General features: G+C 61.9%; 17 protein-coding genes. 12 read left to right on the plus strand and 5 right to left on the minus strand.

Annotated features, from left to right (window positions below; all coding sequences use genetic code 11):
* Nucleotides 1-21: 21 nt before the first annotated feature.
* On the minus strand, nucleotides 22-4,881 hold the full coding sequence (locus tag LUU92_RS15595; protein ID WP_257102246.1) for an NAD-glutamate dehydrogenase: 4,860 nt from the start codon (nucleotides 4,879-4,881) through the stop codon (nucleotides 22-24).
* 492 nt (nucleotides 4,882-5,373) lie between these two features.
* Here LUU92_RS15595 and LUU92_RS15600 point away from each other — a divergent pair, with 492 nt between their 5' ends.
* From LUU92_RS15600 to LUU92_RS15635, 8 genes are all read left to right on the plus strand, one after another.
* A complete protein-coding gene (locus LUU92_RS15600; protein ID WP_071487948.1) occupies nucleotides 5,374-5,727 on the plus strand; it encodes a hypothetical protein in 354 nt (117 codons plus the stop codon).
* A 258-nt stretch (nucleotides 5,728-5,985) separates the two neighbouring features.
* Nucleotides 5,986-6,945: an AAA family ATPase gene (locus LUU92_RS15605; protein WP_003174327.1), complete on the plus strand. Its 960-nt coding sequence runs from the start codon at nucleotides 5,986-5,988 to the stop codon at nucleotides 6,943-6,945.
* Nucleotides 6,946-6,950: 5 nt separating this feature from the next.
* A complete protein-coding gene (locus LUU92_RS15610) occupies nucleotides 6,951-7,883 on the plus strand; it encodes a DUF58 domain-containing protein (protein WP_071487949.1) in 933 nt (310 codons plus the stop codon).
* A complete protein-coding gene (locus tag LUU92_RS15615; protein WP_071487950.1) occupies nucleotides 7,880-8,374 on the plus strand; it encodes a DUF4381 domain-containing protein in 495 nt (164 codons plus the stop codon). Before LUU92_RS15610 ends, LUU92_RS15615 begins: the two co-directional genes overlap by 4 nt.
* On the plus strand, nucleotides 8,367-9,455 hold the full coding sequence (locus LUU92_RS15620; RefSeq protein ID WP_071487951.1) for a vWA domain-containing protein: 1,089 nt from the start codon (nucleotides 8,367-8,369) through the stop codon (nucleotides 9,453-9,455). Before LUU92_RS15615 ends, LUU92_RS15620 begins: the two co-directional genes overlap by 8 nt.
* A complete protein-coding gene (locus LUU92_RS15625) occupies nucleotides 9,452-11,191 on the plus strand; it encodes a tetratricopeptide repeat protein (protein ID WP_257102247.1) in 1,740 nt (579 codons plus the stop codon). Before LUU92_RS15620 ends, LUU92_RS15625 begins: the two co-directional genes overlap by 4 nt.
* A complete protein-coding gene (locus tag LUU92_RS15630; protein ID WP_257102248.1) occupies nucleotides 11,188-12,828 on the plus strand; it encodes a BatD family protein in 1,641 nt (546 codons plus the stop codon). The genes LUU92_RS15625 and LUU92_RS15630 overlap by 4 nt, the downstream gene beginning before the upstream one ends.
* Nucleotides 12,829-12,902: 74 nt before the next feature.
* The gene (locus tag LUU92_RS15635) at nucleotides 12,903-13,430 is read left to right on the plus strand and encodes a hypothetical protein (RefSeq protein ID WP_257102249.1); all 528 of its coding nucleotides are present in this window, start codon (nucleotides 12,903-12,905) and stop codon (nucleotides 13,428-13,430) included.
* Nucleotides 13,431-13,485: 55 nt separating this feature from the next.
* On the opposite strand, the gene LUU92_RS15640 is transcribed toward LUU92_RS15635, so the two are convergent.
* Nucleotides 13,486-13,866, minus strand: a complete 381-nt coding sequence (locus tag LUU92_RS15640; RefSeq protein ID WP_257102250.1) for a hypothetical protein — start codon at nucleotides 13,864-13,866, stop codon at nucleotides 13,486-13,488.
* 426 nt (nucleotides 13,867-14,292) lie between these two features.
* Between LUU92_RS15640 and LUU92_RS15645 the strand changes: the two genes are divergently transcribed.
* From LUU92_RS15645 to LUU92_RS15655, 3 genes are read left to right on the plus strand one after another with little or no spacing between them, the layout of a single operon-like run.
* On the plus strand, nucleotides 14,293-15,534 hold the full coding sequence (locus LUU92_RS15645) for an exonuclease SbcCD subunit D C-terminal domain-containing protein (RefSeq protein ID WP_071487955.1): 1,242 nt from the start codon (nucleotides 14,293-14,295) through the stop codon (nucleotides 15,532-15,534).
* Entirely contained in the window at nucleotides 15,531-19,169 is a 3,639-nt protein-coding gene (locus tag LUU92_RS15650) for an AAA family ATPase (protein ID WP_257102251.1), read from the plus strand. Before LUU92_RS15645 ends, LUU92_RS15650 begins: the two co-directional genes overlap by 4 nt.
* Nucleotides 19,166-19,759 (plus strand): glutathione S-transferase, encoded by a 594-nt coding sequence (locus LUU92_RS15655; RefSeq protein WP_257102252.1) that lies wholly within the window; start codon nucleotides 19,166-19,168, stop codon nucleotides 19,757-19,759. The genes LUU92_RS15650 and LUU92_RS15655 overlap by 4 nt, the downstream gene beginning before the upstream one ends.
* A gap of 127 nt (nucleotides 19,760-19,886) precedes the next feature.
* Here the strand turns inward: LUU92_RS15655 and LUU92_RS15660 are convergent, their stop codons facing one another.
* The 3 genes from LUU92_RS15660 to LUU92_RS15670 all read right to left on the minus strand — a co-directional run bounded on the left by LUU92_RS15660 (nucleotide 19,887) and on the right by LUU92_RS15670 (nucleotide 21,672).
* Complete coding sequence (locus tag LUU92_RS15660; RefSeq protein WP_058424118.1) at nucleotides 19,887-20,066, minus strand: hypothetical protein; 180 nt, start codon at nucleotides 20,064-20,066, stop codon at nucleotides 19,887-19,889.
* Nucleotides 20,067-20,222: 156 nt separating this feature from the next.
* Nucleotides 20,223-21,398: a lactonase family protein gene (locus tag LUU92_RS15665; protein ID WP_257102253.1), complete on the minus strand. Its 1,176-nt coding sequence runs from the start codon at nucleotides 21,396-21,398 to the stop codon at nucleotides 20,223-20,225.
* Nucleotides 21,385-21,672, minus strand: coding sequence for a DUF5629 family protein (locus tag LUU92_RS15670; RefSeq protein ID WP_092244220.1), 288 nt, complete (start codon nucleotides 21,670-21,672; stop codon nucleotides 21,385-21,387). Before LUU92_RS15670 ends, LUU92_RS15665 begins: the two co-directional genes overlap by 14 nt.
* Before the next feature lie 141 nt (nucleotides 21,673-21,813).
* Here LUU92_RS15670 and LUU92_RS15675 point away from each other — a divergent pair, with 141 nt between their 5' ends.
* Nucleotides 21,814-26,727 carry a dermonecrotic toxin domain-containing protein gene (locus LUU92_RS15675; RefSeq protein ID WP_257102254.1) on the plus strand — a complete coding sequence of 1,638 codons (4,914 nt, stop codon included), beginning with the start codon at nucleotides 21,814-21,816 and terminating at the stop codon, nucleotides 26,725-26,727.
* Nucleotides 26,728-26,913 lie beyond the last annotated feature (186 nt).

Here is a 26,913-nt window from a genome sequence, read left to right on the forward strand (position 1 = left end):
TTTCTACGACGGATCAGCCGTTTAAAGCACCGACTGACCACTCAACGCCAGGTCCAGCAACTCACGGTTGGCCACCGCGTACATGGCGTAGTCCGTGCCGACCGCCGCACGGATTTCCACCATCATCGCCACCCAACGCTCGGCCATGTCCTTGTGCTGCTCAAGCCACAGGGCCACGCGGGCTTCCATGTCTTGTGGCGCGTCGGCCATTTGCAGGACGGAGATGGTGATCGCGCGTTGCTGCCAGTCCACATCGTCGCGGAACGCTTCGCGGGCCGCAGCCTGCCAGTTGTTGCCCACCGGCAGATCGCTGATCTGCTGCAGGTACCATGGCAAGTCCAAAGCGCTGCCAACGGCGAAGTAGGCCTTGGCCACTTCGGCGGCGTCATGCCCGGTCACGTCAGCGGCTTCGATGATCGGCAGCAAGGTGTACAGGTGGGTCGTACCTGCAACCATGCGCGCCAGCAGCTCCGGCACACCGGCTTCGGTGTAGGCCTGGTAGCGCTTCTGCCAGCCTTCGCGGGTCGGCCCTTCCAGCAGTTCGTCGAGCTTGAGGCCCAACGCGGCCAGGTGCGGTCCGAAGTGCGCGGTGTCTCGGCCTGCGTCCTGCTCGTTGCGACGACTGCGCAGGAACCAGCGCGTGGCGCGACGGCCCAGGCGCATCAGCTCGTCCATCAACTGCAATTGCACATCGGCGGAGACCTGGTGGTCCAGGGCTTCTATTTGGCGGAACCAGTGCGGGAGGTGGAAGATGTCACGCACGATCACATAGGCGCCGGCCACGTTCGCCGGGCTCATGCCGGTCGACTCTTTGAGTCGCTGCACGAAGGTGATGCCCATGTGGTTGACCAGGTCGTTGGCGATCTGGGTGCTGACGATCTCGCGCTTGAGGCGGTGGCGACGCATGGCCTCACCGAACTTGGCCACCAGGCTCGGCGGGAACGCGGTCTCCATGTCGCGGGTCAGGTACTCGTCATCCGGTACCAGCGACTTGAGCAGCGCTTCCTTGAGGTCGATCTTGCTGTACGAGATCAACACCGACAGCTCCGGACGGGTCAGGCCCTTGCCGTTCGCGGCGCGCTCGGTCAGCTGCTCCTCGGTCGGCAGGTACTCGATGGCGCGGTCCAGCTTGCCACGGCCTTCCAGGTCGCTCATCAGGCGCTTGTACTCGGCAGCACGCTCGTAGGCACGGCGCGCTGCCAGGGACAGGGCCTGGGTCTGCTTGTAGTTGTTGCCCAACACCAGGTTGCCGACTTCGTCGGTCATGCTCGCCAGCAACTGGTTGCGTTGCTTGTCGGTCATGTCACCGGCCTGCACCACTTCGTTGAGCAGGATCTTGATGTTCACTTCGTGGTCGGAGCAGTCCACGCCACCGGCGTTGTCGATGAAGTCGGTGTTGGAACCGCCGCCATTGAGGCCGAATTCCACACGACCCAGCTGGGTCATGCCGAGGTTACCGCCCTCGCCCACCACCTTGCAGCGCAGCTCGTTGCCGTTGACGCGCAGGGCGTCGTTGGCCTTGTCGCCCACATCGGCGTGGCTTTCGCTGCTGGCCTTGACGTAAGTGCCAATACCGCCGTTCCACAACAGGTCTACCGGCGCCTTGAGCAAGGCATTCAGCAGTTCGGTCGGCGTCAGCTTGTCGGCCGAGATGTCGAAGCGTTCTTTCATCTGTGGCGAGATGGCAATGCTCTTCGCGCTGCGCGAGAAGATACCGCCGCCTTCGGACATGATGCTGGTGTCGTAGTCGGTCCAGGCCGAACGCGGCAGCTCGAACAGGCGCTTGCGCTCGACGAAGCTGGTGGCCGGGTTCGGGTTCGGGTCGATGAAGATATGCAGGTGGTTGAAGGCCGCGACCAGTTGCAGCTTGTCGGACATCAACAGGCCGTTGCCGAACACGTCACCGGCCATGTCGCCGACGCCCACCACGGTGATACTGTCTTCCTGCACGTTGATGCCGCGCTCACGGAAGTGACGCTGCACACCGACCCACGCGCCCTTGGCGGTGATGCCCATTTTCTTGTGGTCGTAACCGGCGGAACCACCGGAGGCGAACGCGTCACCCAGCCAGAAACCGTAGTCGATGGCGATGCCGTTGGCGATGTCGGAGAAGGTCGCAGTGCCCTTGTCCGCCGCCACCACCAGGTACGGGTCATCGTCGTCATGGCGCACGACGTTGGCCGGGGGCACCAGGGCGCCGTCCTTGAGGTTATCGGTAATGTCCAGCAGGCCGGAAATGAAGATGCGGTAGCAGGCGATGCCCTCGGCCGCGATCTCGTCACGGCTGCCGCCCAGAGGCAGGCGACGCGGCAGGAAGCCGCCCTTCGCACCCACCGGCACGATCACCGAGTTCTTGACTTGCTGGGCTTTTACCAGGCCAAGCACTTCAGTACGGAAGTCTTCTTCACGGTCGGACCAGCGCAGGCCACCACGTGCGACGTTGCCGAAACGCAGGTGCACGCCTTCGACGCGTGGCGAGTACACAAAGATTTCAAACTTCGGCACAGGCTTGGGCAGTTCAGGGATCGCGTGCGGGTTGAACTTGAAGCTGAAGTACGACTTGTTCTGGCCGTTGGCGTCGGTCTGGTAGAAGTTGGTGCGCAGGGTCGCCTTGATCAGGTCCAGGTAGCGACGCAGGATGCGGTCTTCGTTGAGCACCTGGACATCGTCCAGGGCGGTGAGGATCGCTTGCTCCAGGCGTTGCTGCTTGTCTTCCAGGTCGTCGGCGGTGAGCTTGCGCGCCAGGTAGAAGCGGGTCTTGAACAACCGGGTCAACTCGCGGGCGATGTCGGTGTGGTTGTTCAGGGTGCTGGCGATGTAACCGAGGTCGAAGCCCAGGCGGATCTGCTTGAGGTAACGGGCGTAGGCACGCAGCAGCGCGACGTCGCGCCATGGCAGGCCAGCGGTGAGCACCAGGCGGTTGAACGCATCGTTCTCGGCGTCGCCATGCACGATGTGCACGAACGCGTCCTGCAGGGTGTCGTTGAGTTGCTGGATATCCAGGTTCACACCTTCGGCGGCGATGAACGCGAAATCATGGATCCAGAACTCACGGCCATTGGCATGACGCAGACGGTACGGGAACTCACCCAGCACGCGCAGGCCGAGGTTTTCCAGGATCGGCAGCACGTCGGACAGCGCCAGCGGGGTGTCGGCGTGGTACAGCTTGCAATGCAGCTCGCGTTGGCCGGAGACCTGGCCCAGCGGCTGATAGAAGCTCATCACCAGCGGGTTGGCTTCGGTGAGGCTGAGCAAGTGCTGCATGTCGACCACCGCCGAGTGCGCGGCAAAGCGCTCGCGGTAACCGGCCGGGAAGCCTTTCGGGAAGTCCGCCAGCACATTGGTGCCGTGGGCTTCGCCAAAGCTTTCCACCACCAGGCTGGAGTAGTCGTCCTGCCAGCTGCGGCAGGCCTGCACCACTTCCTTTTCCAGTTGCAGCGGGTCGATATCCAGGCGGTTCTTCGGGTCAACCCGCAGAATCAGCTGCACACGGGCCAGCACGGATTCGGAGAAGAAGGTCCAGAACTCGCAGTCCGAGGCCTTCAGGCGATCCATCAATACTTGCTGGATCTTCTGGCGCACTTCGGTGGAATAGATGTCGCGTGGCACGTAGGCCAGGCAGTAGCAGAAACGACCGTACGGGTCTTTGCGCAGGAACACGCGAATCTTGTTGCGCTCCTGGATCTGCACGATCGACATCACAGTGCTGAACAACTCGTCGACCGGGGTCTGGAACAGGTCGTCACGGGGCAGCACTTCAACGACCTGGGCCAGTTCCTTGCCCAGGTGCGCCTTGGGCTGGAAGCCCGAGCGGCGTTCGATTTCCGCGACCTTGCGGCGGATGTATGGAATGACCCGTACGCTTTCGCCATACACCGAGGAGGTGTACAAGCCCATGAAGCGGTGTTCCTTGATGACCTTGCCGTCGGCGTCGATCTCACGGATCGACACGTAGTCCGGGTAGGCCGGGCGGTGCACGCGGCTCGGGTGCGCGGCCTTGGCGAAGGACAGCACGGTTGGCTCACGCAGGTAGGCCACGGCGTAATCTTCGATGCGCAGATCGTCGGCGGTGAGGCCGGCGCGCAGCAGCTTGGTCAGACCGAGGAAGGAAACGGCGTCATATTCGATATGACCGCCGTCCGCCTCGTCACGTACCACGAACTCTTCATAGCCGAGGAAGGTGAAGTGGTTGCCCACCAGCCATTCCAGGAAGTTTTTGATCTCGGCTTTTTCTTCGCCGTCGATAGCGAACTGGCTTGCGTCGATACCGGCCAGCAGGTCCTGGACCTTGGCTTTCATCGATTCGAAATCGGCCACGGCCACGCGCACTTCGCCCAGCACCTGCTCAAGCTCTTTGCTCAGCACGTTCAGTTCGGCGGCGTTGGCGCAACGATCGATTTCCAGGTACATCAGCGATTCTTGCTGGATGCCTTCGCCCTGGGTGCCTTTGGGCAGGATTTCCAGCAACTCGCCCTTGGCGCCACGGCGTACGCTGAGCACGGTGGTCTGCAGGGTGTGGATGCTGTAGCCACGGCGGTTCAGCTCGGTGCGGACCGAGTCCACCAGGAAGGGCAGGTCATGGTGCAGCACTTCGACCGCGGTGTGGGTCGACTGCCAGCCATGACGTTCGTAATCGGGGTTGTAGACCCGCACTTGCGGTTGGGTGTGGTCAAAGCGCTCAAGCAGGCGCCACGCAGAGAGGGTGCAACCGGCCAGGTCGGAAAGGCGACGCTGGGTCAGTTCGTCCAGGGAAATGATGCCGAAGAATTGTTCAGCGAACAGCGCCACTTGTGGCAGTGCCTGTTCACTGATGTGCTGCGCCAGTGCCGCTTGCAGTTGATGCTGGAAGTCGGCCTTGCTGGCTGCGGTGAAAAACGCCATCTGTGGTACTCCGCTTGGGCTTGTTATTGATGGAAGCGTCGCGTGTTATCCCCTTGCGGGGAGACCGTCAGCGCTGTTCGCTGGGTGACGAGTTAAGCACCATAAACGAATCAGGGTGACAGGTGGGTGAAGCTGGACAAGACAATGAGGTCACATACAACTTCCATAAGATGTGCACCTTGCCGGGTGACGGTACGACGGGCAGGTCAGGCGCCAGGCTCATGCACATCCGTTGTGCAGCTTAACGAGTGTGGGAAGCCAGCTGCTTGCGACGCTGCGACATATTCGGTCATCGGCAAGCAGGCGCCGGGTTGCGACTTGGGCAACCCATCATTTCCGGGAGAAAAACCGGCTATTTCCACGCCGGCGAGTATCAGAAATGACCGATATTGCCCGCCAGGTCATGCACGAGTTCTGACACAGGAAGCAGCACAAAATTCGCCGCAATGGCACAATTGCGCGCATTACGCCCTCCCCCAGACAGGATTGCCCATGCTGCAACTGAAAACCGACGCCCTGATGGCCACGCCGTGCGACGACGAAGAAGACAACATGGCGATGCTCTGCTGCCACGGCAAGAACGGCGAAATGTTCATGCTGACCCGCTACCCGGATGAGGACGAAGTGGAACTGACCTGGGATTACGAGCCCTCGACGCTGGATGGGCTGAAGGTCACGCTCAGTGACACTACCCTGCTGGTCGAATTGGCTGCCGGGGATGCCGATGCCTTGGGTGGCAAGGACCAGCTGGAGATTACCCACGCCACGGCGGCGTCGGATATGGCCGAAGTCGAGCAAACCCTGCAAAACATCCTGAAAGGCACCGGCACTTTCACCCGAATTTAAGCGGCACCCACAATCAAATGTGGGAGGGGGCTTGCCCCGATAGCGGCGAACCAGTTCCTGCATCTGCGTGTGACCCACTGCAATCGGGGGCAAGCCCCCTCCCACATCGACCGCGTTCCCACACAAATTTCCTACAAGATTTGCCAAAAATACCCGTCACGCCGTTAGTCGCCACCCCCCTCGATGCATTAAAGTAGACGCCCCAGGTCTTGGCATTTTTCACAACGCCAAGGCTCATCTCTCCAGGAACCGTCATCGATGGAACATCGTGAAGCGCTGCTTGCGCTGCGAACCTTTCTTTCTACGCAGATTCTCGGCCAGGAAAAACTCATCGATCGCCTGTTGATCGCCTTGCTCGCCGACGGCCATATGCTGGTGGAAGGCGCGCCGGGCCTGGCCAAGACCAAGGCCATCAAAGAGTTGGCCGAAGGGATCGAAGCGCAGTTCCATCGTATCCAGTTCACCCCCGACCTGTTGCCCGCCGACATCACCGGCACCGAGATCTATCGCCCGGAAACCGGCAGCTTCGTGTTCCAGCAGGGCCCGATCTTCCACAACCTGGTGCTGGCGGACGAAATCAACCGCGCCCCGGCCAAGGTGCAATCGGCGCTGCTGGAAGCCATGGCCGAGCGCCAGGTCAGCGTCGGGCGCAGTACCTATGACCTGTCGCCGCTGTTCCTGGTGATGGCCACGCAAAACCCCATCGAACAGGAAGGCACCTACCCCCTGCCGGAGGCCCAGCTCGACCGTTTCCTGATGCACGTCAAGATCGGCTTCCCCGACGCCGCCGTGGAGCGACGCATCCTGCAACAGGCCCGTGGCGAAGCGCTCAACGGCGAAACCAAGCCGGAACGCCGCGTCAGCCAGCAGGCGATCTTCGCCGCACGCAAGGAAATCCTCGGCCTGTACATGGCCGACGCGGTGGAGGAATACCTGGTGCAACTGGTCATGGCCACGCGCACGCCGGCCAAATTTGATCCGGAGATGGCCGAGTGGATCGCCTACGGCGCCAGCCCTCGCGGCTCCATCGCCCTCGACCGCTGCGCCCGCGCCCATGCCTGGCTGGCCGGTCGCGACTTCGTCAGCCCGGAAGACATCCAGGCGGTGCTGTTCGACGTGCTGCGCCATCGCATCATCCTGTCGTTCGAAGCCGAAGCCGCCGGCATCGACCAGGACCGCGTGGTGCAACGCATTCTCGACGTCGTTGCCGTCGCTTGAAACCCATGAACGCAGGCGATGGGATCCGCATCACGCTCAGCGAGTTGATCGAGATGCGCCATCGCGTGCGCGAAGTGCAGCTGTTTTCCACCCCAAGCCAGCGCAGCCCGCTGATCGGCCTGCACCACTCCAAACTGCGCGGACGCGGTGTGGACTTCGACCAGGTGCGCGTGTACCAGGCCGGGGACGATGTGCGCACCATCGACTGGCGCGTGACGGCGCGCACCCAGGAGCCGCACACCAAGCTGTTCCATGAAGAGCGCGAGCGGCCCATCTTCATCATGGTGGAGCAAAGCTGCCGGCTGTTTTTCGGCTCCGGGCAAATGTTCAAGTCGGTGCTGGCGGCACAGGCGGCCAGCCTGATCGGCTGGGCCGCGCTGGGCCACAACGACCGCGTGGGCGGGCTGGTGTTCGGCGATAGCGAGCACTACGAAATCAAGCCCCGGCGCAGCAAACAAAGCCTGCTGCAATTGCTCAACCGCCTGGTGCGAGTCAACCAGAGCCTGAACACCGAGAGCCGCCCCGAAGCCGACGCCCTCGGCATGGCCCTGCGCCGTGGCCGCGAAGTGCTGCGCCCCGGCAGCCTGGTGATTGTGATCTGCGATGAACGCGCGCTGACCGAGGGCGCCGAGCAACAACTCAGCCTGCTGTCACGCCACTGCGACCTGTTGCTGCTGCCGATCTCCGACCCGCTGGACCACGCCCTGCCCGCCGCCGGGCTGTTGCGCTTCGCCGAACGCGGCGCCCAGCTGGAACTGGACACACTCAACTTCGACCTGCGCCAGGCCTACAAGGCCCAGGCCGAAGCGCGCATTGCCCGCTGGGAACTGCTCGCGCAGAAACTGCGTGTGCTGTTGATGCCCTTGAGCACCCAGAGCGAAATGGTCGAGCAATTGCGCGAATACCTCAACCCGCAACGCCCGGTTAAAAAACAATGAGCAGCCTGGACCAACTGCAACCGCTGATCGCCCCGCCCGCCATCGGGTTCTGGCCGCCTGCGCCAGGTTGGTGGCTGTTGCTGCTGGTGATTCCGTTGCTCGGTTGGGGCCTGTGGTCCCTGCGCCGTTTCCTGCCGGCCCGCCGCCCCGTGGCTCGCGCCGAACAACCGCTGGACCCGCTGCGCATTGCCGCCCTGGCGGAACTGGCGCTGATGCCCAAACCCTACGACGGCGCGCCTGCCGGCGCCTGGCTGCAACAGCTCAACGGCCTGCTCAAGCGCCTGTGCCGCAACGACTACCCCTACAGCCAGAGCCACACCCTCAACGGCCGCAAATGGCTGGCGTTCCTCGACAACCGCTGCCCTGCCGCCGGCCTCACGCGCTGGATGGTGCTGGTGGAAGGCGCCTACAAACCCGAATGCAGACTCGACGACAAGGCCATCGCCGGCCTGACCCAAGCGGTCGATACCTGGATTCGCAAACATGTTTGAGTTCGCCTGGCCGTGGATCTTTGCCCTGTTGCCATTGCCCTGGTTGATGCGCCTGCTGCTGCCCGCCGCCGACAGTGGTGAGCCCGCATTGAAAGTCAGCTACCTCAGCGACCTCGAAGGCCTGGCCCGTCGCCGCGCCCGCGTCAACCTGCCGGGCTGGCGCCAGCAAGCGCCGTTCGTGGTGCTGTGGTTGCTGCTGTTGACCGCCGCCGCACGCCCGGAATGGCTCGGTGAGCCACTGCCCATCGCCGCCAGTGGCCGCGACCTGCTGGTGGCGGTGGACGTGTCCGGCTCCATGGATTTTCCCGATATGAACTGGCAGGACGAAGACGTGAGTCGCTTGAGCCTGGTCAAGCACCTGCTCGGCGACTTTCTTGAGGGTCGTGAGGGTGATCGCGTCGGCCTGATCCTGTTCGGCAGCCAGGCCTACCTGCAGGCACCGCTGACGTTCGACCGCCGCACCGTGCGCACCTGGCTGGATGAAGCGCGCATCGGCATTGCCGGCAAGAACACTGCGATTGGCGATGCCATCGGCCTGGCCTTGAAACGCCTGCGCCAGCGTCCGGCGCAGAGCCGCGTGCTGATCCTGGTCACTGACGGCGCCAACAATGCCGGGCAGATCGACCCGCTGACCGCTGCGCGCCTGGCGGCCGAAGAAGGCGTGAAGATCTACCCCATCGGCATCGGCGCCGACCCGGAGCAAACGGGTTCCCTGGGCATCCTTGGCGTCAACCCGAGCCTGGACCTCGACGAACCGGCGCTCAAGGCCATCGCCGAAGCCACCCACGGCCAGTACTTCCGAGCACGTGATGGCGAAGAGTTGCAAGCGATCAAGCAAACCCTCGACAAGCTCGAACCTGTCGAACAACAACCCACCCAGGCGCGGCCCGCCCTGGCCTTGTACAGCGCGCCGCTGGCCCTCGCGCTGGTGCTGAGCATGTTGCTGGTGATCCAGGAACGTTGGCCGAACAACGCCCTGCAACGCGTTTTCAATAAGCTGTCGAGCAAGGGGATTTTCCTGCAGCAACACCCGGAATGGCGCCAGCGCCTCAAACGCCTGCGTTTGCGGAGGCGTCGATGATCGACCTGTGGCCGCACTGGTTCCGTCCCTGGTGGTTGTTGCTGTTGCCGTTGCTCGGCTGGCTGCTGTGGCATCTGTGGCACCGGCAAAAGCGCGCCGGGCGCTGGCAAATGATCCTGCCGCCGGCCTTCCACGCGGTATTGCTCAGCGGTGGCAACGGCCGCGAGAGCAAATCGCCCTGGGTGGTGCTGGGCATCGCCTGGCTGTTGGCAGTGCTGGCGTTGCTCGGCCCCAGTTGGCAAAGAGTCGAGCAGTCCAGCCAGAAGCCGTCCGACCCATTGGTGGTGTTGCTGGAACTGACCCCGGAAATGCTCGCCACCGACAGCCCGCCCAACCGCCTGGAGCAGGCGCGGCGCAAGCTGTACGACCTGTTGCAGGCGCGCACCGATGCGCAAACCGCCATTGTCGTCTATGCCGGCAGCGCCCACACGCTGGTGCCGCTGTCGGACGACCTGGCCACCAGCCGCAACCTGCTGGAGGCCTTGCGCCCCTCGATCATGCCCGAACCCGGCCACCGCGCCGACCTGGCCGTCGAGAAGGCCCTGGGCCTGCTCAAACAAGGCGGCCTCGGCCAGGGGCGCCTGTTGCTGATCGGTTCTTCGCTGTCCAAACAGGAGCGCCAGGGCATCCGCCTGTTGCTGCAAAGCGGCCAGGCGCCGAGCTTGTCGATCCTCGGCATCGGCAGCCGCGAGGGCACGCCGGTGACCCAGGAAAGCGGCGAGTTCCTCAAGGACGAACAAGGCGCGATCCTGGTGCCGCGCCTGGACAGCCCGACCCTCAAGGCCTTCGCCAGCGAAATGGGTGGCCGCTACCGCGCTGCGCGGCTGGACGACAAGGACCTGCGCCAGCTCGGCGTGCTCGACCCACCGCAAACCCTGCGCAACGACGGCCAGTTGCTGCACCTCGACACCTGGGCCGACCAGGGCTACTGGCTGCTCCTGCCGCTGTTGCTACTGGCCGCCTGCGCCGGTCGGCGCGGCTGGTTGTTCTGCCTGCCGTTGCTGCTGTTGATTGCACCGCAACCCAGCTACGCCTTCGGCCTGCAAGACCTGTGGCTGCGTCCCGACCAGCAGGGCCAATATCTGCTGAAGAAAAAACGCCCGGCCGAAGCCGCCGAACACTTCCAGGACCCGCAGTGGAAGGGCGTGGCGCTTTACGAGGCCGGCAACTATGCCGAGGCCATCAAGCTGTTTGCCGAAGGCAATGACGCCTACTCCCACTACAATCGGGGCAATGCGCTGGCAAAATCCGGGGAACTGGAAGCCGCTATCGACGCCTACGAGCAAGCCCTCGAAGCCCAGCCCGACCTGCAACCGGCGCTGAAAAACAAAGCGCTGGTAGAAACCCTTATGCAGGAACAGGCCCAGCCGGAGCCGTCTCCTGCGGCAAAAAACGAGGATGACGAAACCACCCAACCCGGCCAAACTGCGCAACCGGGCGCCACCGGGCAAAACGCCACAGGCGGCGAACAGTCATCCCAGGGCCAGGGTCAAGCCGGCACTGGCGACACCGACCCCGGCAACACGCCGCAAACCGTGGGTAATGAAGTACCGGGCAGCGAACTGGGCGACGAACAGACCACCACCCCACCGCTGCGGCCTAGCGAGGCCAGCCTCGACGGTGAACATCGCCAGGCCCTGGAGCAATGGCTGCAAGAGATCCCGGACAACCCCGGCGAACTGCTGCGCCGCAAATTCTGGTACGAACAGCAACAACATCAGGACAAGACTCGATGAGCCGCCGCACCACCCTACTGCTTCTGCTCGCCTTGTCGGCCGGCCACGCCCAGGCGGCGAGCCTGGTCGCCAGCGTCGACCGCAGCCGCGTCAACTCCGGGGAAACGGTGGAACTGACGGTGGAGTCCAGCGACGTCACTCAGTTCGGCAAACCCGACCTGTCGCCGCTGGATGCGCAGTTCGAAGTCAGCGGCACGCGGCAGATCAACCAACTCACCACGCTGGGCGGCGACAACCACGCCACCACGCGCTGGATCATCACCCTGCTGCCCAGGGAAAACGGCACGGTGGTCATCCCGCCCCTGCAAGTGGGCGAACACAAGACCCAGGCGATCAGCCTGCAAGTGGTGGAGACCGCCAGCCAGAACACCGCTGCCGAGCTGGCGCCGGTATTTATCGAGGCCAACCTCGACCAGACCAGCGTCTATGTCCAGGCGCAGGCGCTGTTGACCGTGCGCGTCTACCACTCGGTGTCGCTGTATGACGACAGCAGCCTCACGCCGTTGCAGATTGCCGATGCGCGTGTGGAGCAGTTGGGCGAGTCGCGCACCTATGAAAAGGTCATCAACAGCATCCGCCACGGCGTGATCGAGACCCGCTACGCGATCTACCCGCAGCACAGCGGCACGTTGGCGATCCCGACGCAGACCTTCAGCGCGACCCTGGTGGAATCGCGCCCGCCCCAGGAAAACACCCTGCAAGGCACCAAGCCGGGCAAGTTGATCCACGTGAGTTCCGCAGAGCTGCCGCTGGTGGTCAAACCCAAACCGGCGCTGTATCCCGCCGGTGCGCCGTGGTTGCCGGCACGCAGCCTGACCTTGAGCGAACACTGGAACCCGGAGCCCGAGCATGTGCAGGTCGGCGACTCCCTGACCCGCAGCCTTACGGTCAAGGCCGAGGGTCTTTCCAGCGCACAACTGCCGGCGCTGCCCAGCACCGAAATCAACGGCCTGCGCCGTTACCCGGACCAGCCGGTGCTCGGCAACCAGACCAGCGACCATGGCCTGATCGGCAGCCGCGAAGACCGCGAGGCCCTGGTGCCCACTCGCGCCGGCAACCTGGAACTGCCCGCCGTGGACGTGGTGTGGTGGAACACCCACGAAGACCACCTCGAACGCACCAGCCTGCCGGCGCGCACCTTGCAGGTCGCCATCAACCCGAGCCTGGCCGTGGATACCCCCGCTACGCCGACGGTGATCACCGCACCGGACGATGAACGCCTTTGGCTGTGGCAACTGAGTACGCTGATCCTGGCCTGCACCACCCTGCTGGGTTTTGGCCTGTGGTGGCGTGCACGCCGGCAACCGGCCGTGCAGCGCGCCGCACAGACCGGCCCGAGCCCGCGCACCCTGCTCGATGACCTTAAACGCGCCACCCAGGCCAACGACCCCCAAGCCACCCGACAGGCCCTTGACGCCTGGGCGCGGCAACAGCCGGAAACCCTGGCGGATATGGCGGCGCGGTTTGTGCCGCTGTCGGACGCGTTGGACGGCTTGAATGGTGCACTGTACAGCGAGAGCGGGCATTTCTGGTTGGGTGAAGACCTGTGGCGTGCGGTGAAGGCGATTCCGATAGCTGAGCGCGAACCGGACCCGGCGGCGGATACCACCAGCCTGCCGCCGCTGTATCCCAAGTAGCCAAGGTCACTACTCAAGATAGGACAGGCGACGCCGATAAAGCGATGTAGCTTTCGATTAATGGAGTTTTTAAAATGGCCATTACGTTGAATGTTTCCTATCCGCCATTAAGTAAGCAAACAGACGCTTATACCATCAAAAATCCGCAGCAAGTCACGAATGCATTCACCATTACCGAAGCCTCCGAGGCGGCGGATACATTGAAGGTTGGCGATCAGGAGAAGATCAGTCAGCTTAAGGAGTTTTTGAAAGATTATGATATGACGTCAATCAGTACGGATGAGCTTAAGAAAGTCGGCAGAAGGCTCTACGACGACGGAATGATCAGCCAACGCGCTTTTGGGATGTTCATTTCTGGAGATGGTGCATCGGATGCCAATGGTCGCCAAACTAACACCCACGTAAAATTTAATGCCATCGCGCTATTCAACGAGAAACTGGAAGATACGCGGGCTTTTTTCAAAAGTGAACCAATGGTTGCAATGCAAGACGGTGCCATGGACCACTTGCAAGGGATGGTCAGCGCAAATCAAGCTGTTGGTGCATTGGCGTACTTTATCAAGTCCACTAGTAATGATTTATCAATAAATGAGTACGCTTGACTTTGACGTATGAGTCAAGGCGCGCCAGGTTCAACCTGACGCGCCGCCTGCCCGTCTAGCGCCCGTATCTTACCGTACCTGAATAGGATTTAGACGCACTGGTTTCGTTCTTCAGCCGTACTCGATAGGTACCGAATGGCCCCACGTAAGACGCGTTAGTGCCGATACTGAATGACACTCTGCTCCAGGAAGAGCCTACTTCACGCTCAATAAAAATCGCCGGAGCACTTCCCGCTCCTCCCGCTGAAACCGTTGCATCGATATTCGCGGCAGAACAGCCATTGGCACCGGTTATTTTAAATGGACCATATACCGTGATCTCATCATTGGGCTGCATTATCCCGGTATAACTATCAGCAATATTCAAACACAACGCAGAAGCCTGAAAGGAAACAAACATCAATACAGCAAGCGGAAATGCAATAAGGCTTTTCATAATAATCTCCATCAATATTAAGAAAACACAAAAGCGCATCACACGAGGAGCGCGTTACTTGACCACTCCACGCTTGCCAGGCTGCATGAATTTTTTATCAAAGTAAGCCAGCTACTTCCTAAATTCTGGAAGGAAAGTCCTGTCATTTTTTAGTGCAGGAATAAGTAAGGCGTTTCCTAATCCTGCCGCCCACTTATGGGATCGGCATTTAATAACATTTTACTTTGCGTTTTTTCAGAGAAATATTCTAACCCTTGGCACGGAGCGGGCTTGCTCGCGAAGGCGATGTGTCAGATAGAAATGCACTGACTGACCCACCGCCATCGGGAACAAGCCCCCTCCCACATTGAATCTGTATCGCCTGGGGCAGCAGGGTCGCATTACAGGTAAACTCCCCTCCTTTTCATCTATTCCACGGAGTTCGCCTTGCGTCTGTTTCACACCTCCGACTGGCACCTGGGTCAAAACCTCCACGGCCAGGAACGCGACTTCGAACACGCCTGTTTCCTCGAATGGCTGCTGGGCCAGCTCAAGACCCATCAGCCGGACGCTCTGCTCATCGCCGGCGATATCTTCGACACGGTCAACCCGCCGCTCAAGGCCCAGGAGCGGCTGTATGACTTCATCATCAGCGCCCACGAACAAAACCCCAAGCTGACCATCGTGATGATCGCTGGCAACCACGACTCCGGCTCACGTATCGAGCTGCCGGCACCGTTGATGCGCCGCCTGCACACCCATGCTCTCGGCCGCGTGCTGTGGCTGGACGATGGCCAGCTCGACGCCGAACGGCTGCTGATCCCGCTGCCCGACGCCAAAGGCAAGGTTGCCGCGTGGTGCCTGGCCCTGCCCTTTTTGCGCCCGGCGGAAGTCACCGGCGCGCACCTGGGTGACGACTACCTGCGGGGTATCGGCCAGGTGCATGAATGGCTGATCGCCGCGGCCAACGCCAAGCGCAAAAAAGGCCAGGCGCTGATTGCCATCAGCCATGCGCACATGGCCGGTGGTTCGGTGTCGGAAGACTCCGAGCGCAGCCTGATCATCGGCAATGCCGAGGCGCTGCCGGCCAGCCTGTTCGATAAAAGTGTCGGCTATGTTGCCCTCGGCCATTTGCACAAGCCGCAAAAGGTCAATGGCGAAGAACGTATTCGCTACAGTGGCTCGCCGATCCCACTGTCGTTTTCCGAAATCGGCTACAAGCACCAGATCCTCGATGTGGTGTTCCAGGGCCAATGCCTGGTGAGCGTCGAACCCATCCTGATCCCGCGTTCGGTCGACCTGCAACGTCTGGAAGCCGCGCCCCTGGCGGATATCCTCAAGGCCCTGGCCGAGTTGCCGGACATCGACCTGCTGGCTGAAACCCAACGCCACCCCTGGCTCGAAGTGCGCGTCCTGCTCGACGAACCGCAGCCCGACCTGCGTCAGCAAATCGAAGCCGCGCTGCAAGGCAAGGCTGTGCGCCTGGTGCGCATCGCTGCCGAGTACGCTGGCAAGGGCCCGCGTGAGGACGAAGGCGACGACCGCCTGATCGAACTCGACCAGCTCACGCCTCAGGAATTGTTCAGCCGCGCCTGGCAGGACAGCTACGGCAGCGAGGTGGATGAACAGACCTTGAAGGACTTCGCCGTGTTGCTCCAGGAAGTGCAGCAAGAGGAGGAACAGCCATGAAGATCCTCGCCATCCGCCTGAAAAACCTCGCGTCCCTGGCCGGCCCGTTCGAGATCGACTTCACCGCCGAGCCCCTGGCCAGCGCCGGGTTGTTCGCAATCACCGGGCCGACCGGCGCCGGTAAAAGCACCTTGCTCGATGCCTTGTGCCTGGCGTTGTTTGGCGCCGTGCCACGCCTGGGTGATACCGGCCAGGCGAAGATGCCGGATGCCGACAGCGACATCTCCATCGGTGACCCACGTACCCTGCTGCGCCGCGGCACCGGTGGCGGTTATGCCGAGGTGGATTTTGTCGGCGTCAGTGGCCGCCGCTACCGCGCGCGCTGGGAAGCCAATCGCGCGCGCGACAAGGCCAGCGGCAAGTTGCAGAACAGCCGCCAGAGCCTGATCGACCTGGACAGCGACCAACTGCTGGCCAGCCAGAAAACCGAATACAAGACCCAGCTGGAATTGGCCCTGGGCCTGAACTTCGAACAGTTCACCCGCGCCGTGTTGCTGGCGCAGAGCGAGTTCAGTGCGTTCCTCAAGGCCAACGACAACGAGCGCAGCGAACTGCTGGAAAAGCTCACCGACACGGCCCTGTACACCCAGCTGGGCCGGCGTGCCTTCGACAAGGCCAAAGAGGCCCGGGACGCGCACAAACAGTTGCAGGACCAGGCCACCGGCGTGGTGCCCCTGGCCCCTGAAGCCCGTGCCGAGCTCGATCAGCAATTCGATGCCGCGCAGCAGCAACTCAAGGTCCATCAAGCCCAACTCAAGCAGTTGGAGCTTCAGCACACCTGGCTCAAGGAACTGCGCGAATGGCAGGAACGCCAACTGGCCGCCACCGAACAGCTGCAGCAGGCACAGGCCGATTGGAATAACCAGGACGCGCAACGCCAGGACCTCGGCCGCCTGGAACAGTTGGCGCCGCAGCGTCATCTGTTCGTGCGCCAGGCGGAACTCGGCACACAGCTGGCGCCGTTGGCGGCGCAGATTCAGTCCCATACGCGGCAACAAGCCGAATTGCAGGCCCGCCAGGACCAGGCCCGGCAGCAACTGGCCAGCGCGCAAACCGCCTTGGCGCAAGCCCTGAAAAACCAGGCGGATGCCGCGCCTTTGCTGCGCCAGGCGTTCGACGAACACAGCACCCTCACCCACTTGACCAAAGAGCTGGCCAAGCGCACCGAGGACAAACAGCAACACGCAAGCGCCTGCACCGAAGGCCAGGCCCGGCTCACCGGCCTGCTGGAAAAACAGAGCGAAGTCGCGGAGCGCCTGCAACGCCTGGCCAACGAGCTTGAGCGCAGCGCCGCCCTCGCGCCCTTGAGTGATGCGTGGACCGCCTACCGCGACCGCCTGCAACAACTGATGCTGATCGGTAACCGCCTGAATAAAGGCCAGGCCGAACTGTCGCAATTGGAGCAACGTGCAACCCGCGCCGCCGAACAGTTCACCCAGCAACGCGAAGCCCTGGACTTGCTGTACCAGGAGGCCGGTGCCGAGCCTCACGCCGTGGCCGAGCAGATCCAATTGCTGGCCAGCCTGCTGCAAGACAATCGCAAACAGCAGCGTGCCTTCGAAGACCTGACGCGCCTGTGGGACCACCAGCAACAGCTGGATCAGCAAGCCGCTGGCCTGACGCAAAAGCTCACCGTGGCCCAACAGCAACGCGAGCAGTTGAACCAGACCGGCTTGCAGACCAAGGCCGAGCTGACGGTGGCCGAACAAACGCTGAACGTGACCAGACAACTGCTGGAACGCCAGCGCCTGGCCCGCAGTGCCAGCGTCGAGGAGTTGCGCGAGCAGCTGCAGGACGATCAGCCCTGCCCGGTGTGCGGCAGCCACGAACACCCGTACCACCAGCCCGAAGCCCTGCTGCAAAGCCTCGGTCGTCATGACGAAAACGAAGAAGCCAGCGCGCAGAAAGCGGTGGACACCCTCAAGGAAAAACTCACGGAGTTGCGTGGCGAAGTGGGCGGTTTGATCGCCCAGCAAAAGGAATACCTGCAACAGCAGGAACACCTGGCGACGCAACAGCAAGCGCTGAAACCGAGCCTGGAGGCACACCCGCTGTCCGCGTCGCTGTTCAATCAGGAACCGGCCAAGCGCAGCGCCTGGCTTGAGCAGCAACTGGGCCAGTTGACCCAAAGCATCACCCAGGACGAACAGCGCCAAGGCGCCCTGCTCAACCTGCAACAAAACGCCGGGCGCCTGCAGCAACAACTGCAAGCCGCCCAGGAAGCAAGCCAGCAGGCCCGTCAATTGCTGGTGGACCAGCAGCGCGAGTTGGCCAGCGACCGCGAACGCCTTGAGCAGGAACTGAGTGCCTTCACCAGCCTGCTGCCCGCAGACACCCTGGCAGGTCTGCGCGCCGAGCCCGCAGCCACCTTTATGCAGCTGGACCAGCAGGTCAGCCAGCGCCTGGAACAGCTGGGCCATCAGCGCGACGAATTGGCCGAGCAACAAGAGCGTCAACAGGCGATCGAGAAGGAACAGACCCACCAGCAGCATCGCCAACAGCAACTCGACGCCCTGCTCCAGCAAGTCACCGAACTGGCGACCCAACAGCAAGCGGCTCAGGAAAAACTCAACGCGTTGCTCGGTGAACACACCAGCGCCGAGCAGTGGCAGCAACAGTTGGAACACGCCGTGACACAGTCACGCCAGAGCGAAACCGACGCCAACCAACAACTGCAGGACATCCACAACGCCCTGATCCAACTGGCCGCCGACCTCAAGGCCCAGCAGGAACGCGAGCAGGCATTGCAGGCCGAACAGCACAGCCTCGACACGCGCCTGCACGACTGGCGCGCGCTGCACCCGGAACTCGACGACGCTGGCCTCGACCGTTTGCTGGCCTACGACGACGCCCAGGTCAGCCACTTGCGCCAGCAGTTGCAACACAGCGAGAAAGCCGTCGAACAGGCCAGGGTCCTGCTGCAAGAACGTGAGCAACGCCTCGCCGAACACCAAGCCCAGCACAATGGCAACTTCGAAGCCGATGAACTGGACACCGCCCTGGCCACGCTCAACCAACAGTTGGCCGAGGCCGAGAAACACTGCGCCGAACTGCGCGCGCGCCAGTCCGAAGACCAGCGCCGCCAGGACGCCAACCAGGCGTTTGCCGAACAGATCGCCAAGGCGTATGACGAATGGCAACGCTGGGCGCGCCTGAACGCACTGATCGGCTCGGCTACCGGTGACACCTTCCGCAAGATCGCCCAGGCCTACAACCTCGACCTGCTGGTGCACCACGCCAACGTGCAATTGCGCCAACTGGTGCGCCGCTATCGCCTCAAGCGCGGCGGCAGCATGTTGGGGCTACTGGTGATGGACACGGAAATGGGCGACGAACTGCGCTCGGTGCACTCGTTGTCCGGCGGCGAAACCTTCCTGGTGTCACTGGCGTTGGCCTTGGGCCTGGCTTCGATGGCATCCAGCACCTTGAAGATCGAGTCGCTGTTTATCGATGAAGGCTTCGGCAGCCTGGACCCGGAATCGCTGCAACTGGCGATGGACGCGCTGGACGGTTTGCAGGCCCAGGGGCGCAAGGTGGCGGTGATTTCCCACGTGCAGGAAATGCACGAACGCATCCCGGTCCAAATCCAGGTCAAGCGCCAGGGTAATGGTTTGAGCACCCTGGAGGTGAAGTGAGCGAGGTGCTGCTGTATTCGTTCCGGCGTTGCCCGTATGCGATGCGGGCACGCCTGGCCTTGCGTTATTCAGGCGTACCCGTACAGATCATCGAGGTCAGCCTCAAGGCCAAGCCGGCCGAGATGCTGGCACTGTCGCCCAAGGGTACGGTGCCGGTACTGAGCGTTGACGGACGCGTGATTGAAGAGAGCCTGGAGATCATGCAATGGGCCCTGGCCCAGCACGACCCGGATGATTGGCTGCTGCAGGGTGACCCGGCGGTATTGGCACTGATTGCCGAGAACGACCAGGGTTTCAAGTATCACTTGGATCGATACAAGTACGCCGACCGCTACCCGGAATACCCGATGGAACATTATCGGGCCGAGGGCGAGGTGTTCTTGCAGAAGCTGGAAGGGTTACTGACGGAACGCGCCTACTTGCTGGCGCGGTATCCGAGCCTGGCGGACATGGCCCTCGCGCCGTTTGTGCGCCAGTTTGCCCATGTGGATCGGGAGTGGTTCGCCGGGACGCCGTATCAACGGTTACAAGCCTGGCTTCAGCGCGTCCTTACTTCACCGCTATTTATCGCCGTGATGACAAAACCCTGAGGCCGGCACAATCAAATGTGGGAGGGGGCTTGCCCCCGATGACGGTGGATCAGTCAGCTAATCTGTAGCTGACCCACTGCTATCGGGGGCAAGCCCCCTCCCACATTTGATCTCAGTGACCTACCGCTTAGTGCTGGGTCTTGTGATCCAGTGCGGCGTAGAAGTTGGCGCTCTGTTGCAGGTATTTCTGGGTGTAGGCGCTGGTGCTGGATTTTTTGCCGGTGACTTCCACGCTGGCTGCGGCAGGCAGGGCAACAGTGGCGGAAACAGCGGAAGCGGCGATGATGGAGAAGAGATTCAGATTCATGTCGGTAACCCTTGTGTTCGTTTGGTTGAGTGGCCGGGGAAGGCCTTGGAACCCAACTTACGCCCGAGGGCTGAACCTTAGAAATGCTTTGAAACAGTAGCCGCTATTAACAGAATTAATAGAAAGGGTCAGGCCCCGCACGGCGGGGCCTGTGGCTTATTGACGCACCAGGAACTTGAGGTCGCTGGGGGCATCGATCGGCAATTTCTGTACGGTTTTACCCAGCAGGCCGGTTTTGGGGTCGCGTTCGACCACGACGATTTCGTTGCTTTTCTGATTGGCGATCAGCAGGAACCGACCGCTGGGGTCCAGGCTGAATTCGCGCGGGTGGTCACCGTCCACCGAGCGACGTTGCAATTCCTTGAGGTGCGCGGTGGCCGGATCGATGCTGAACACCAGCAACTGGTTGGCCGTGCCACGGTTGCTCACGTAGAGGAATTTTCCGTCACTGGAGGCGTGCAACGCGGCACCGGCCTTGTCGGACACCGGTTGGCCGGCGGCGAAGTCCACCAGTTGCGTCTGGGTCAACTGGCCATCCTTGTAGTCGAACACTGCCACCTGCGCACTCATCTCAGTGGTCAGCCAGGCGTGCTTGCCATCGGCGCTGAACAACAAGTGACGCGGGCCGCTGCCTGGCGGCAGTTGCACCGAGGCCGGATTGGCCGGGGTCAATGGCAGCTCATGGTTGGCCTTGGGATCGTAGCGGTAGGCAAACAGCTTGTCCGCCCCCAGGTCCTGTACAAACACGTACTTGCCATCCGGCGACGACACCACCGAGTGCACATGGTTGGACGCCTGGCGCTCAGGGTTCACGCGGCTGGCCGGGTGCCCGCTCAGTTGCACCGGAGGCGACAGCTTGCCCGTGGCATCGACTGGCAGCACCGCCAGGCTGCCGCCCGGGTCTTCCACGACCGAATAGTTGGCGACGAACAGATAGCGCCCATCGGCGGCCACACTGGAATGGGTCGGCTCGTTGCCCAGGCTCTGCACCTGGTTGATCAGGGTCAATTGGCGAGTCTGCGGATCGATGCTGTAGCTGCTGACGCGCCCGACCGGGTCCTTCTGGCCGGGGCCGTTCTCGTTGACCACGAACAGGTGCTTCTGGTCCTTGGAGATTGTCAGCCAGGACGGGTTGGGCGCTTTGGCCGCGAGCACCGGTTTACCGCTGAACTGGCCTGTGCGGCTGTCAAATTGCAGGCGGTAGATCCCTTCACTGCTGCCGGCGGTGTAGCTGCCCACCAACAGTTCATAGGTATCGGCCGGCGCGGCTTGCACCGACATCGCTCCCACGCTGCCGGCCATCAGCAGCGGCCAGAATTTACGCATCATCATCCGCTTCATCCTCGTCGTTATTGTTGCCGGTGAAGGCGCTCATGCAGATCAGGCGGTGCTCGCCCGAATCACCGGTAAGGGTCCAGCTTTGCAAGGTGTCATCGAACGTCGCGGCGTTGACCTGTTCCAGGCTGAAACGCCAGCGTTTTTCTGCTCGGCCGTCCATGGCGGTGATCAGCAGTTTTTCGTTATCGAGTTCAAAATCAAAGGCATGCAGCCCATCGATTTCAAGCATGTCGCTGGTTTCAAGGACGGCAGGCAAATTCTCAGTCATCACAGTCTTTCATCAGGTTCAAAGCGCTAATCATAGGCCAGTTTGCCGCCAGGGCCTAAAACCATAGCGGGCTACCGCATGGCGACAACGCTGGGCATTACCTTGCAAGGACGCACTCTTATCCGACGTAAAGGAACCCACATGCCCGTACAGCCCCCCGCCCCAGTGGCGGACCCCACACGACAAGCGGTTGCTGCGCAATTTCTCGGGCGCCCCACTTTGCGTACCGTCACCGCGCAAATGCTGGGCACCCACCTGGTGGAGAAGTACCCACCGCTGACGCTGCCCGTCGCCGACCTTCGGCTGGCCGTACCCCGTGACGGCGGTGGCCGCGCCCTGCTGCCGTTGCTGGACGTTGCGCTTGACCATATCGCCGACGGCAGTTTCCCCGAGCTGACGGCACGCCAGAACCTGGATTGCTACCTGAGCGATGCCACTGGCACCCGGCTTGGCTCTCACGAGAACGGAGAGCGCCGCGACTTCGACCTGCGGGTTATCGAAGCCCTCATCCGGGAGCTGCCACGGGTGCTGTTCATCGGTTTTCAAGAAGCCTTGGCTGCGTACTGGGGACAGGACAGCGACGCGGGGAGCGTTCGCTGGAAGTGGCTGGCCGATGTGCTGCAAGGTGTGTTGCTCGAAGTCGCCACACGCCAGACCGGCCTCACTGCCCAGCACATTGAAATACTCAGCGCGTTGAACCGTTATCCCGACCGGGCATCGCGCGCGCTCAGCCCCGCCCCCGCCAACGAGGTCCACGCCTACACCTTGGAAACCCACTTGCAACGCGCCGGCAAGCGGCTGACCGTACAAGGCACCGAGATTCTGGTGGTGCGCGGCAAGCAAGCACTGCTTTTTCGCCTCAACGGTGAGATCCAGACCTACCCCGACCTGGAAACCTTCGGCCAGGCGTGGGGCGAGCAGTTGCAACAGCGCTTCATGGCCGAGCGCATCACTTGGCAGCAGTACGAACCCGATGGCAATATTTTCGAAGTGCAAGCGGCGCTCATCCTGAACCAGCAGTTGGACGATCTCGCGACGATCCAGCTTCCCGCCCAATCCACGCGACAAGCAGTGGAACGCCTGTTTGCCGTCACCACCGACCCTGCGCAGTGGCTGTCGCCATCAAACGCCACGTCGCCGGCAACGGTGGCGGCCATCCAGGCCGCCCTGCCGGATCATCTGCAAGCCACCAGCGCCGCCAACCGCCTGGCCTACCGACACACCCTGCTGGAACACGCCAGCCTCAAGCGCCAGACCCTTGGCGACGCCGACTTCGATAGCCTGGAAACACTGCGCGGCTATGCCACCGCGCATGTGAACCACCAGTTGTGCATGGACCGCGCGGTTGCCAAGGGCGGACTGCGCGCCTGCACCCATGAAGCGCTGGCGACCGGCTACGATGCTGGCGATCTGGAACTGACCTTTCATGTGCCGGTGGGTATCATCGAAGGGGGTTACATCGAACCTGTCGTCATGAACCTGGTCGACCTGGCCCTGAAGAACCTGTCGGGCCGCCCCAAAGGCCGCATGACCATACGCCACGTCAAAGGCCGCGCAATCGAAGCCTGGCTGACGCCCGATTACCTCCTTCAACTGGTCCAACGCGTCGACATCGGCAAAAACTACCCCGCTTACCTGCGCCGGGAACTGATGGGGCAGACCGAGGCCGCACGCAAGCGTCAAGGCCTGTTCGAGCAACTGCGCCCCCTGCATCTGAAAACCCAGGCACTGGAGCGTTTGATCAAGAGTGAAGCCGGCCTCACCCAGCGTGGTTTCGAGTGTGTGAAAGCGCTGGTCAACCCGAACCCGCTGGAGCGCCGGGTCAATGGCGAGGATATTGTCATCCGGCCGCTGGCCTTTGTACGCAAGCCAGGCGCCAAGGCGGATGTGGTGCGCAATATGTTCGTCATCGAACCCCGCGACACGCAGTCGGGACCGCACCTGCTGTATCGACCGGCCTATGCCGAGGCGCTGTTGGAATACCCCCATCGCGAACAGTTGCTGGCGGCCATCGTGCAACCCGGCGACCTGCAGGAGAGCGTGCTGACCTGGTTGCCGGACCAGTCCAGGGCGGTCTACAGCAACGGCGGTTTCAACGAGCCTCACTACGTGCGCGTCGGCATGGGCTCGGAGTTCGACCGCCTGCCCAGCGTGCCAAAGCCCGCCGAGCTGGCCGGTGCCGACGACGAAAGCAACGATGAAATAGGCCTGGCGCTGCGCAACGGCAGCCTCATGGAATATCTGTTCGGCAGTGAAACACAGCAACTGGTGGATCAGGCCGAACGGGAGTCGACCTCCAACAGTGAAAGCCGCTGGGCGCTTATCCTCGAAGGCCTGCAACTAGGGTTCAACACTCTGCTGCTGGCTGTACGCGGCCCCATGGCGACAATCGGTTGGCTGATGCAGGCCATGCAAGGCGTAGTGAAGGACCTGCCGGCACTGGAGAGTAACGATCCGACAGCCAGGGAGCTGGCGTGGATTGATCTGCTGCTCAATATCGGCATGGCTATGTTGCATCACGGATCGACCGGCGCATCGCACGAAGAATCCCAGCGTGATGAACAGGCCACGATCCCCTCACCCTTCAAGCACCCACTGCCAGGCCAGCGCTTGATCAGGCCGGCCGTGGTTGAACGAGGCGCTGTCGGCCTGCCTTCCGAGCCACCGGGGGGTGGTCGCACGCTGTTGGACTTTGATCGCTCCCTGGCCGGTGATGGCGCCTCGGCGATGCTTCTCGAGAGACTGCGGGGCGTCAATGTGCCCTGGCCCACGCCTGTTCCCGAGCCGATCAGTCTCGGGCCCTATCGGGGTTTGTACAAGATCAACGACCAATGGCATGCCTCGGTGGGAGGCCTGCTGTTCAGGGTCAACATCGTGCCGGGTTTCGGTGAAGTCTTTATCATTCACCCGCTCAAACCAGACCACCCGGGCATCAAGCTGAAAACCGACGGCAACGGCCATTGGACGCTGGACCGTGGTCTCAAGTTACTGGGGGGCGGACGCAAGCGGTTGCAGGAGCTGCGCCGTGAAAAACAACTTGAGAACGAACGGTTGACGGATCGCTTGCTCCAGCTCGTTCCGGAGGCGAAGTTCCTGATGGCACCCATTATTCAGACAGGAACCCAACTGGCAGCCGCCCTCCAGGGTCTGGAGAAACAACTCAAGACCCTGCGAATCATCCAGGATCTGCTGCTCAAGGCCTCGCAAACCCAACGTCCAGACCTGGAAGTACGTCAACAGACTGAAATCTCTGAGTACAAACGCCTTCGCAACCAGTTTGATGTATTGCTGCAGCAACTCGAAACTCAACTGGCCCAATCCTCGCCAGTGTACTTGGAGTTGACCACCTTGACCCGTCAGCTGGAGGAAGCCGCCAATGCCGGCCTGCCCCTGATCAATGCGGCAACCATTGTTAAAGAGGTCTGGAACCAGCAGATGTTCCTCCACAAGATGCAATTGAATGCGTTGGAGTTCCATATCGTTACCGAGGCAGGCGAGCCATTGGAGGAATGGCACAAGCGGATGCAACCGCGAATCGTCGCGGGAGACTCGACCCCCATCGACGAAAACCTGCGGATGGCCACGGGCTACATCGACTACCTCGAACACATGGTCGCCCATTCCGCCATCATGGAAGCTAGCCTCCAGCACCTGGGACAAGCGTCGGCGACAGCGCGCGCGGTACGTCAAGAACTGCTGGCAAGTATTCCAAGCGTTGAATTGTTTTTCTCCGACAACCTCAAGCTCAGTGCGCTGGAACTGCTTACCAGCCTGAGCCAAATACGCTTCGAGATGCCTTCATCACTGTCGGCGTTGCAGCGGTATTACAAGGCACGTTATCAAGTGTGCGGGCTGGACATAGGCCTAAAATCCCACATTGAGGTACGCAGCAGTACCGAATACCCGTTGGCCGAGCAACGCAATGTCTACGAGACAGTTCTCGATAAATACCAGCAAGCCGAGTTCGCCCTGCGGGCCCTCAAGACGTTGAAGCCCGATGCGTTGGGGCCCGAAGCCGAACGTGTGCTCAAGGGCCTCGAATTCGCCAAGGTGTTGGCGCAAAACGAACTGGAGGCGGTGGTCAGAGAACAGGAAGACCTCAAGGTCGAACTGCCACTGTCCAAGACGCTACGTGCCAAGCCTGCGGCAAAGCGCGTGTTCAAGACCCGTAAAAAGGAATACCTGATCGGCGAGCTCAAGCCCGCCGACGCGCAGAACGGCGAGGAACACATCACCATCACCGACACGTTGCTTGGCAAGACCCTGGCTTCGTATAACCAGCACACGGACGGTTGGGCCCCCATCGACGAGGCAACTACCTCGACGCCGGCCCCGCAGCTTCGCTCACTCGCGACCCTCAAGAGTGAAGCCCAGGGATTGATCGGACAACGCCAGGACCTGGAGCAATTGGTCGCGGCGGACCAGGCGAAACTGGACAACCCTCTCACTCGCCAGGATGCCAATCCCGGCGAATGGGACACGCTGCTCAACGCGCAAGCCGAAAAATTTACCCAGCTCGCCAATGAAATCAAACGCGACCATCTCGACGCGCCCACGGCCCAGAACCTGATTGACGAATGCCTGGCGCAAGCCAAGGACATCAATCGCTGGGCAAAGCGCATCTGCAGCGATGCCTACAAACGCCAGTGGCCGACAATGGAAGCCGTCGCCTACCTCTGGGACCACCAGCAGATCGATATCAACCTCACGAGCCAGGCCGACCCGCAACGCCCGACCCTCAGTGGAGACTTTTTCACCGAATACGCGGTGTACGACAGGGCGCAAAAACCGCCGGTGGTGTTGTGGTACGCCCATTTCCACTACGCCACCGCCGACGCACCGCCCAACCGCTATACCCGGGCCCACCTGAAATTGCCGGAGCAACGCAAACTCACCCAGAAGGATTTGCTCAAGGCCCATGTGCAGGATTACCTGAGCCGCTTGAAAGACCCCGGCAGCGAACCCGTGGCGAAAATCGTCTACGTGCTCATCACTTCACCGCTGGACAACCTGTTCCTCAAGATAGCGCCTAAGCCCAAGGGTGTTCAGGCGTGAACAAGGCTGGCTGACCAGAGGATGGGGTATTAGCGTGGTCGCTATCAAGCATCCGAAAAAGAAACTCGAGAAACCCGAAACCCGGGACACCGCGTGACACGTACACGGCGGCGCACCTGAAGATACCCGCCCAGCGCTACCTGACCCAGAAAGACCTGGTCAACGAGCCGGGTTCTGCCGGGGCGG

The organism is Pseudomonas extremorientalis (assembly GCF_024584605.1).
Classification (GTDB): Bacteria; Pseudomonadota; Gammaproteobacteria; order Pseudomonadales; family Pseudomonadaceae; genus Aquipseudomonas; species Aquipseudomonas extremorientalis.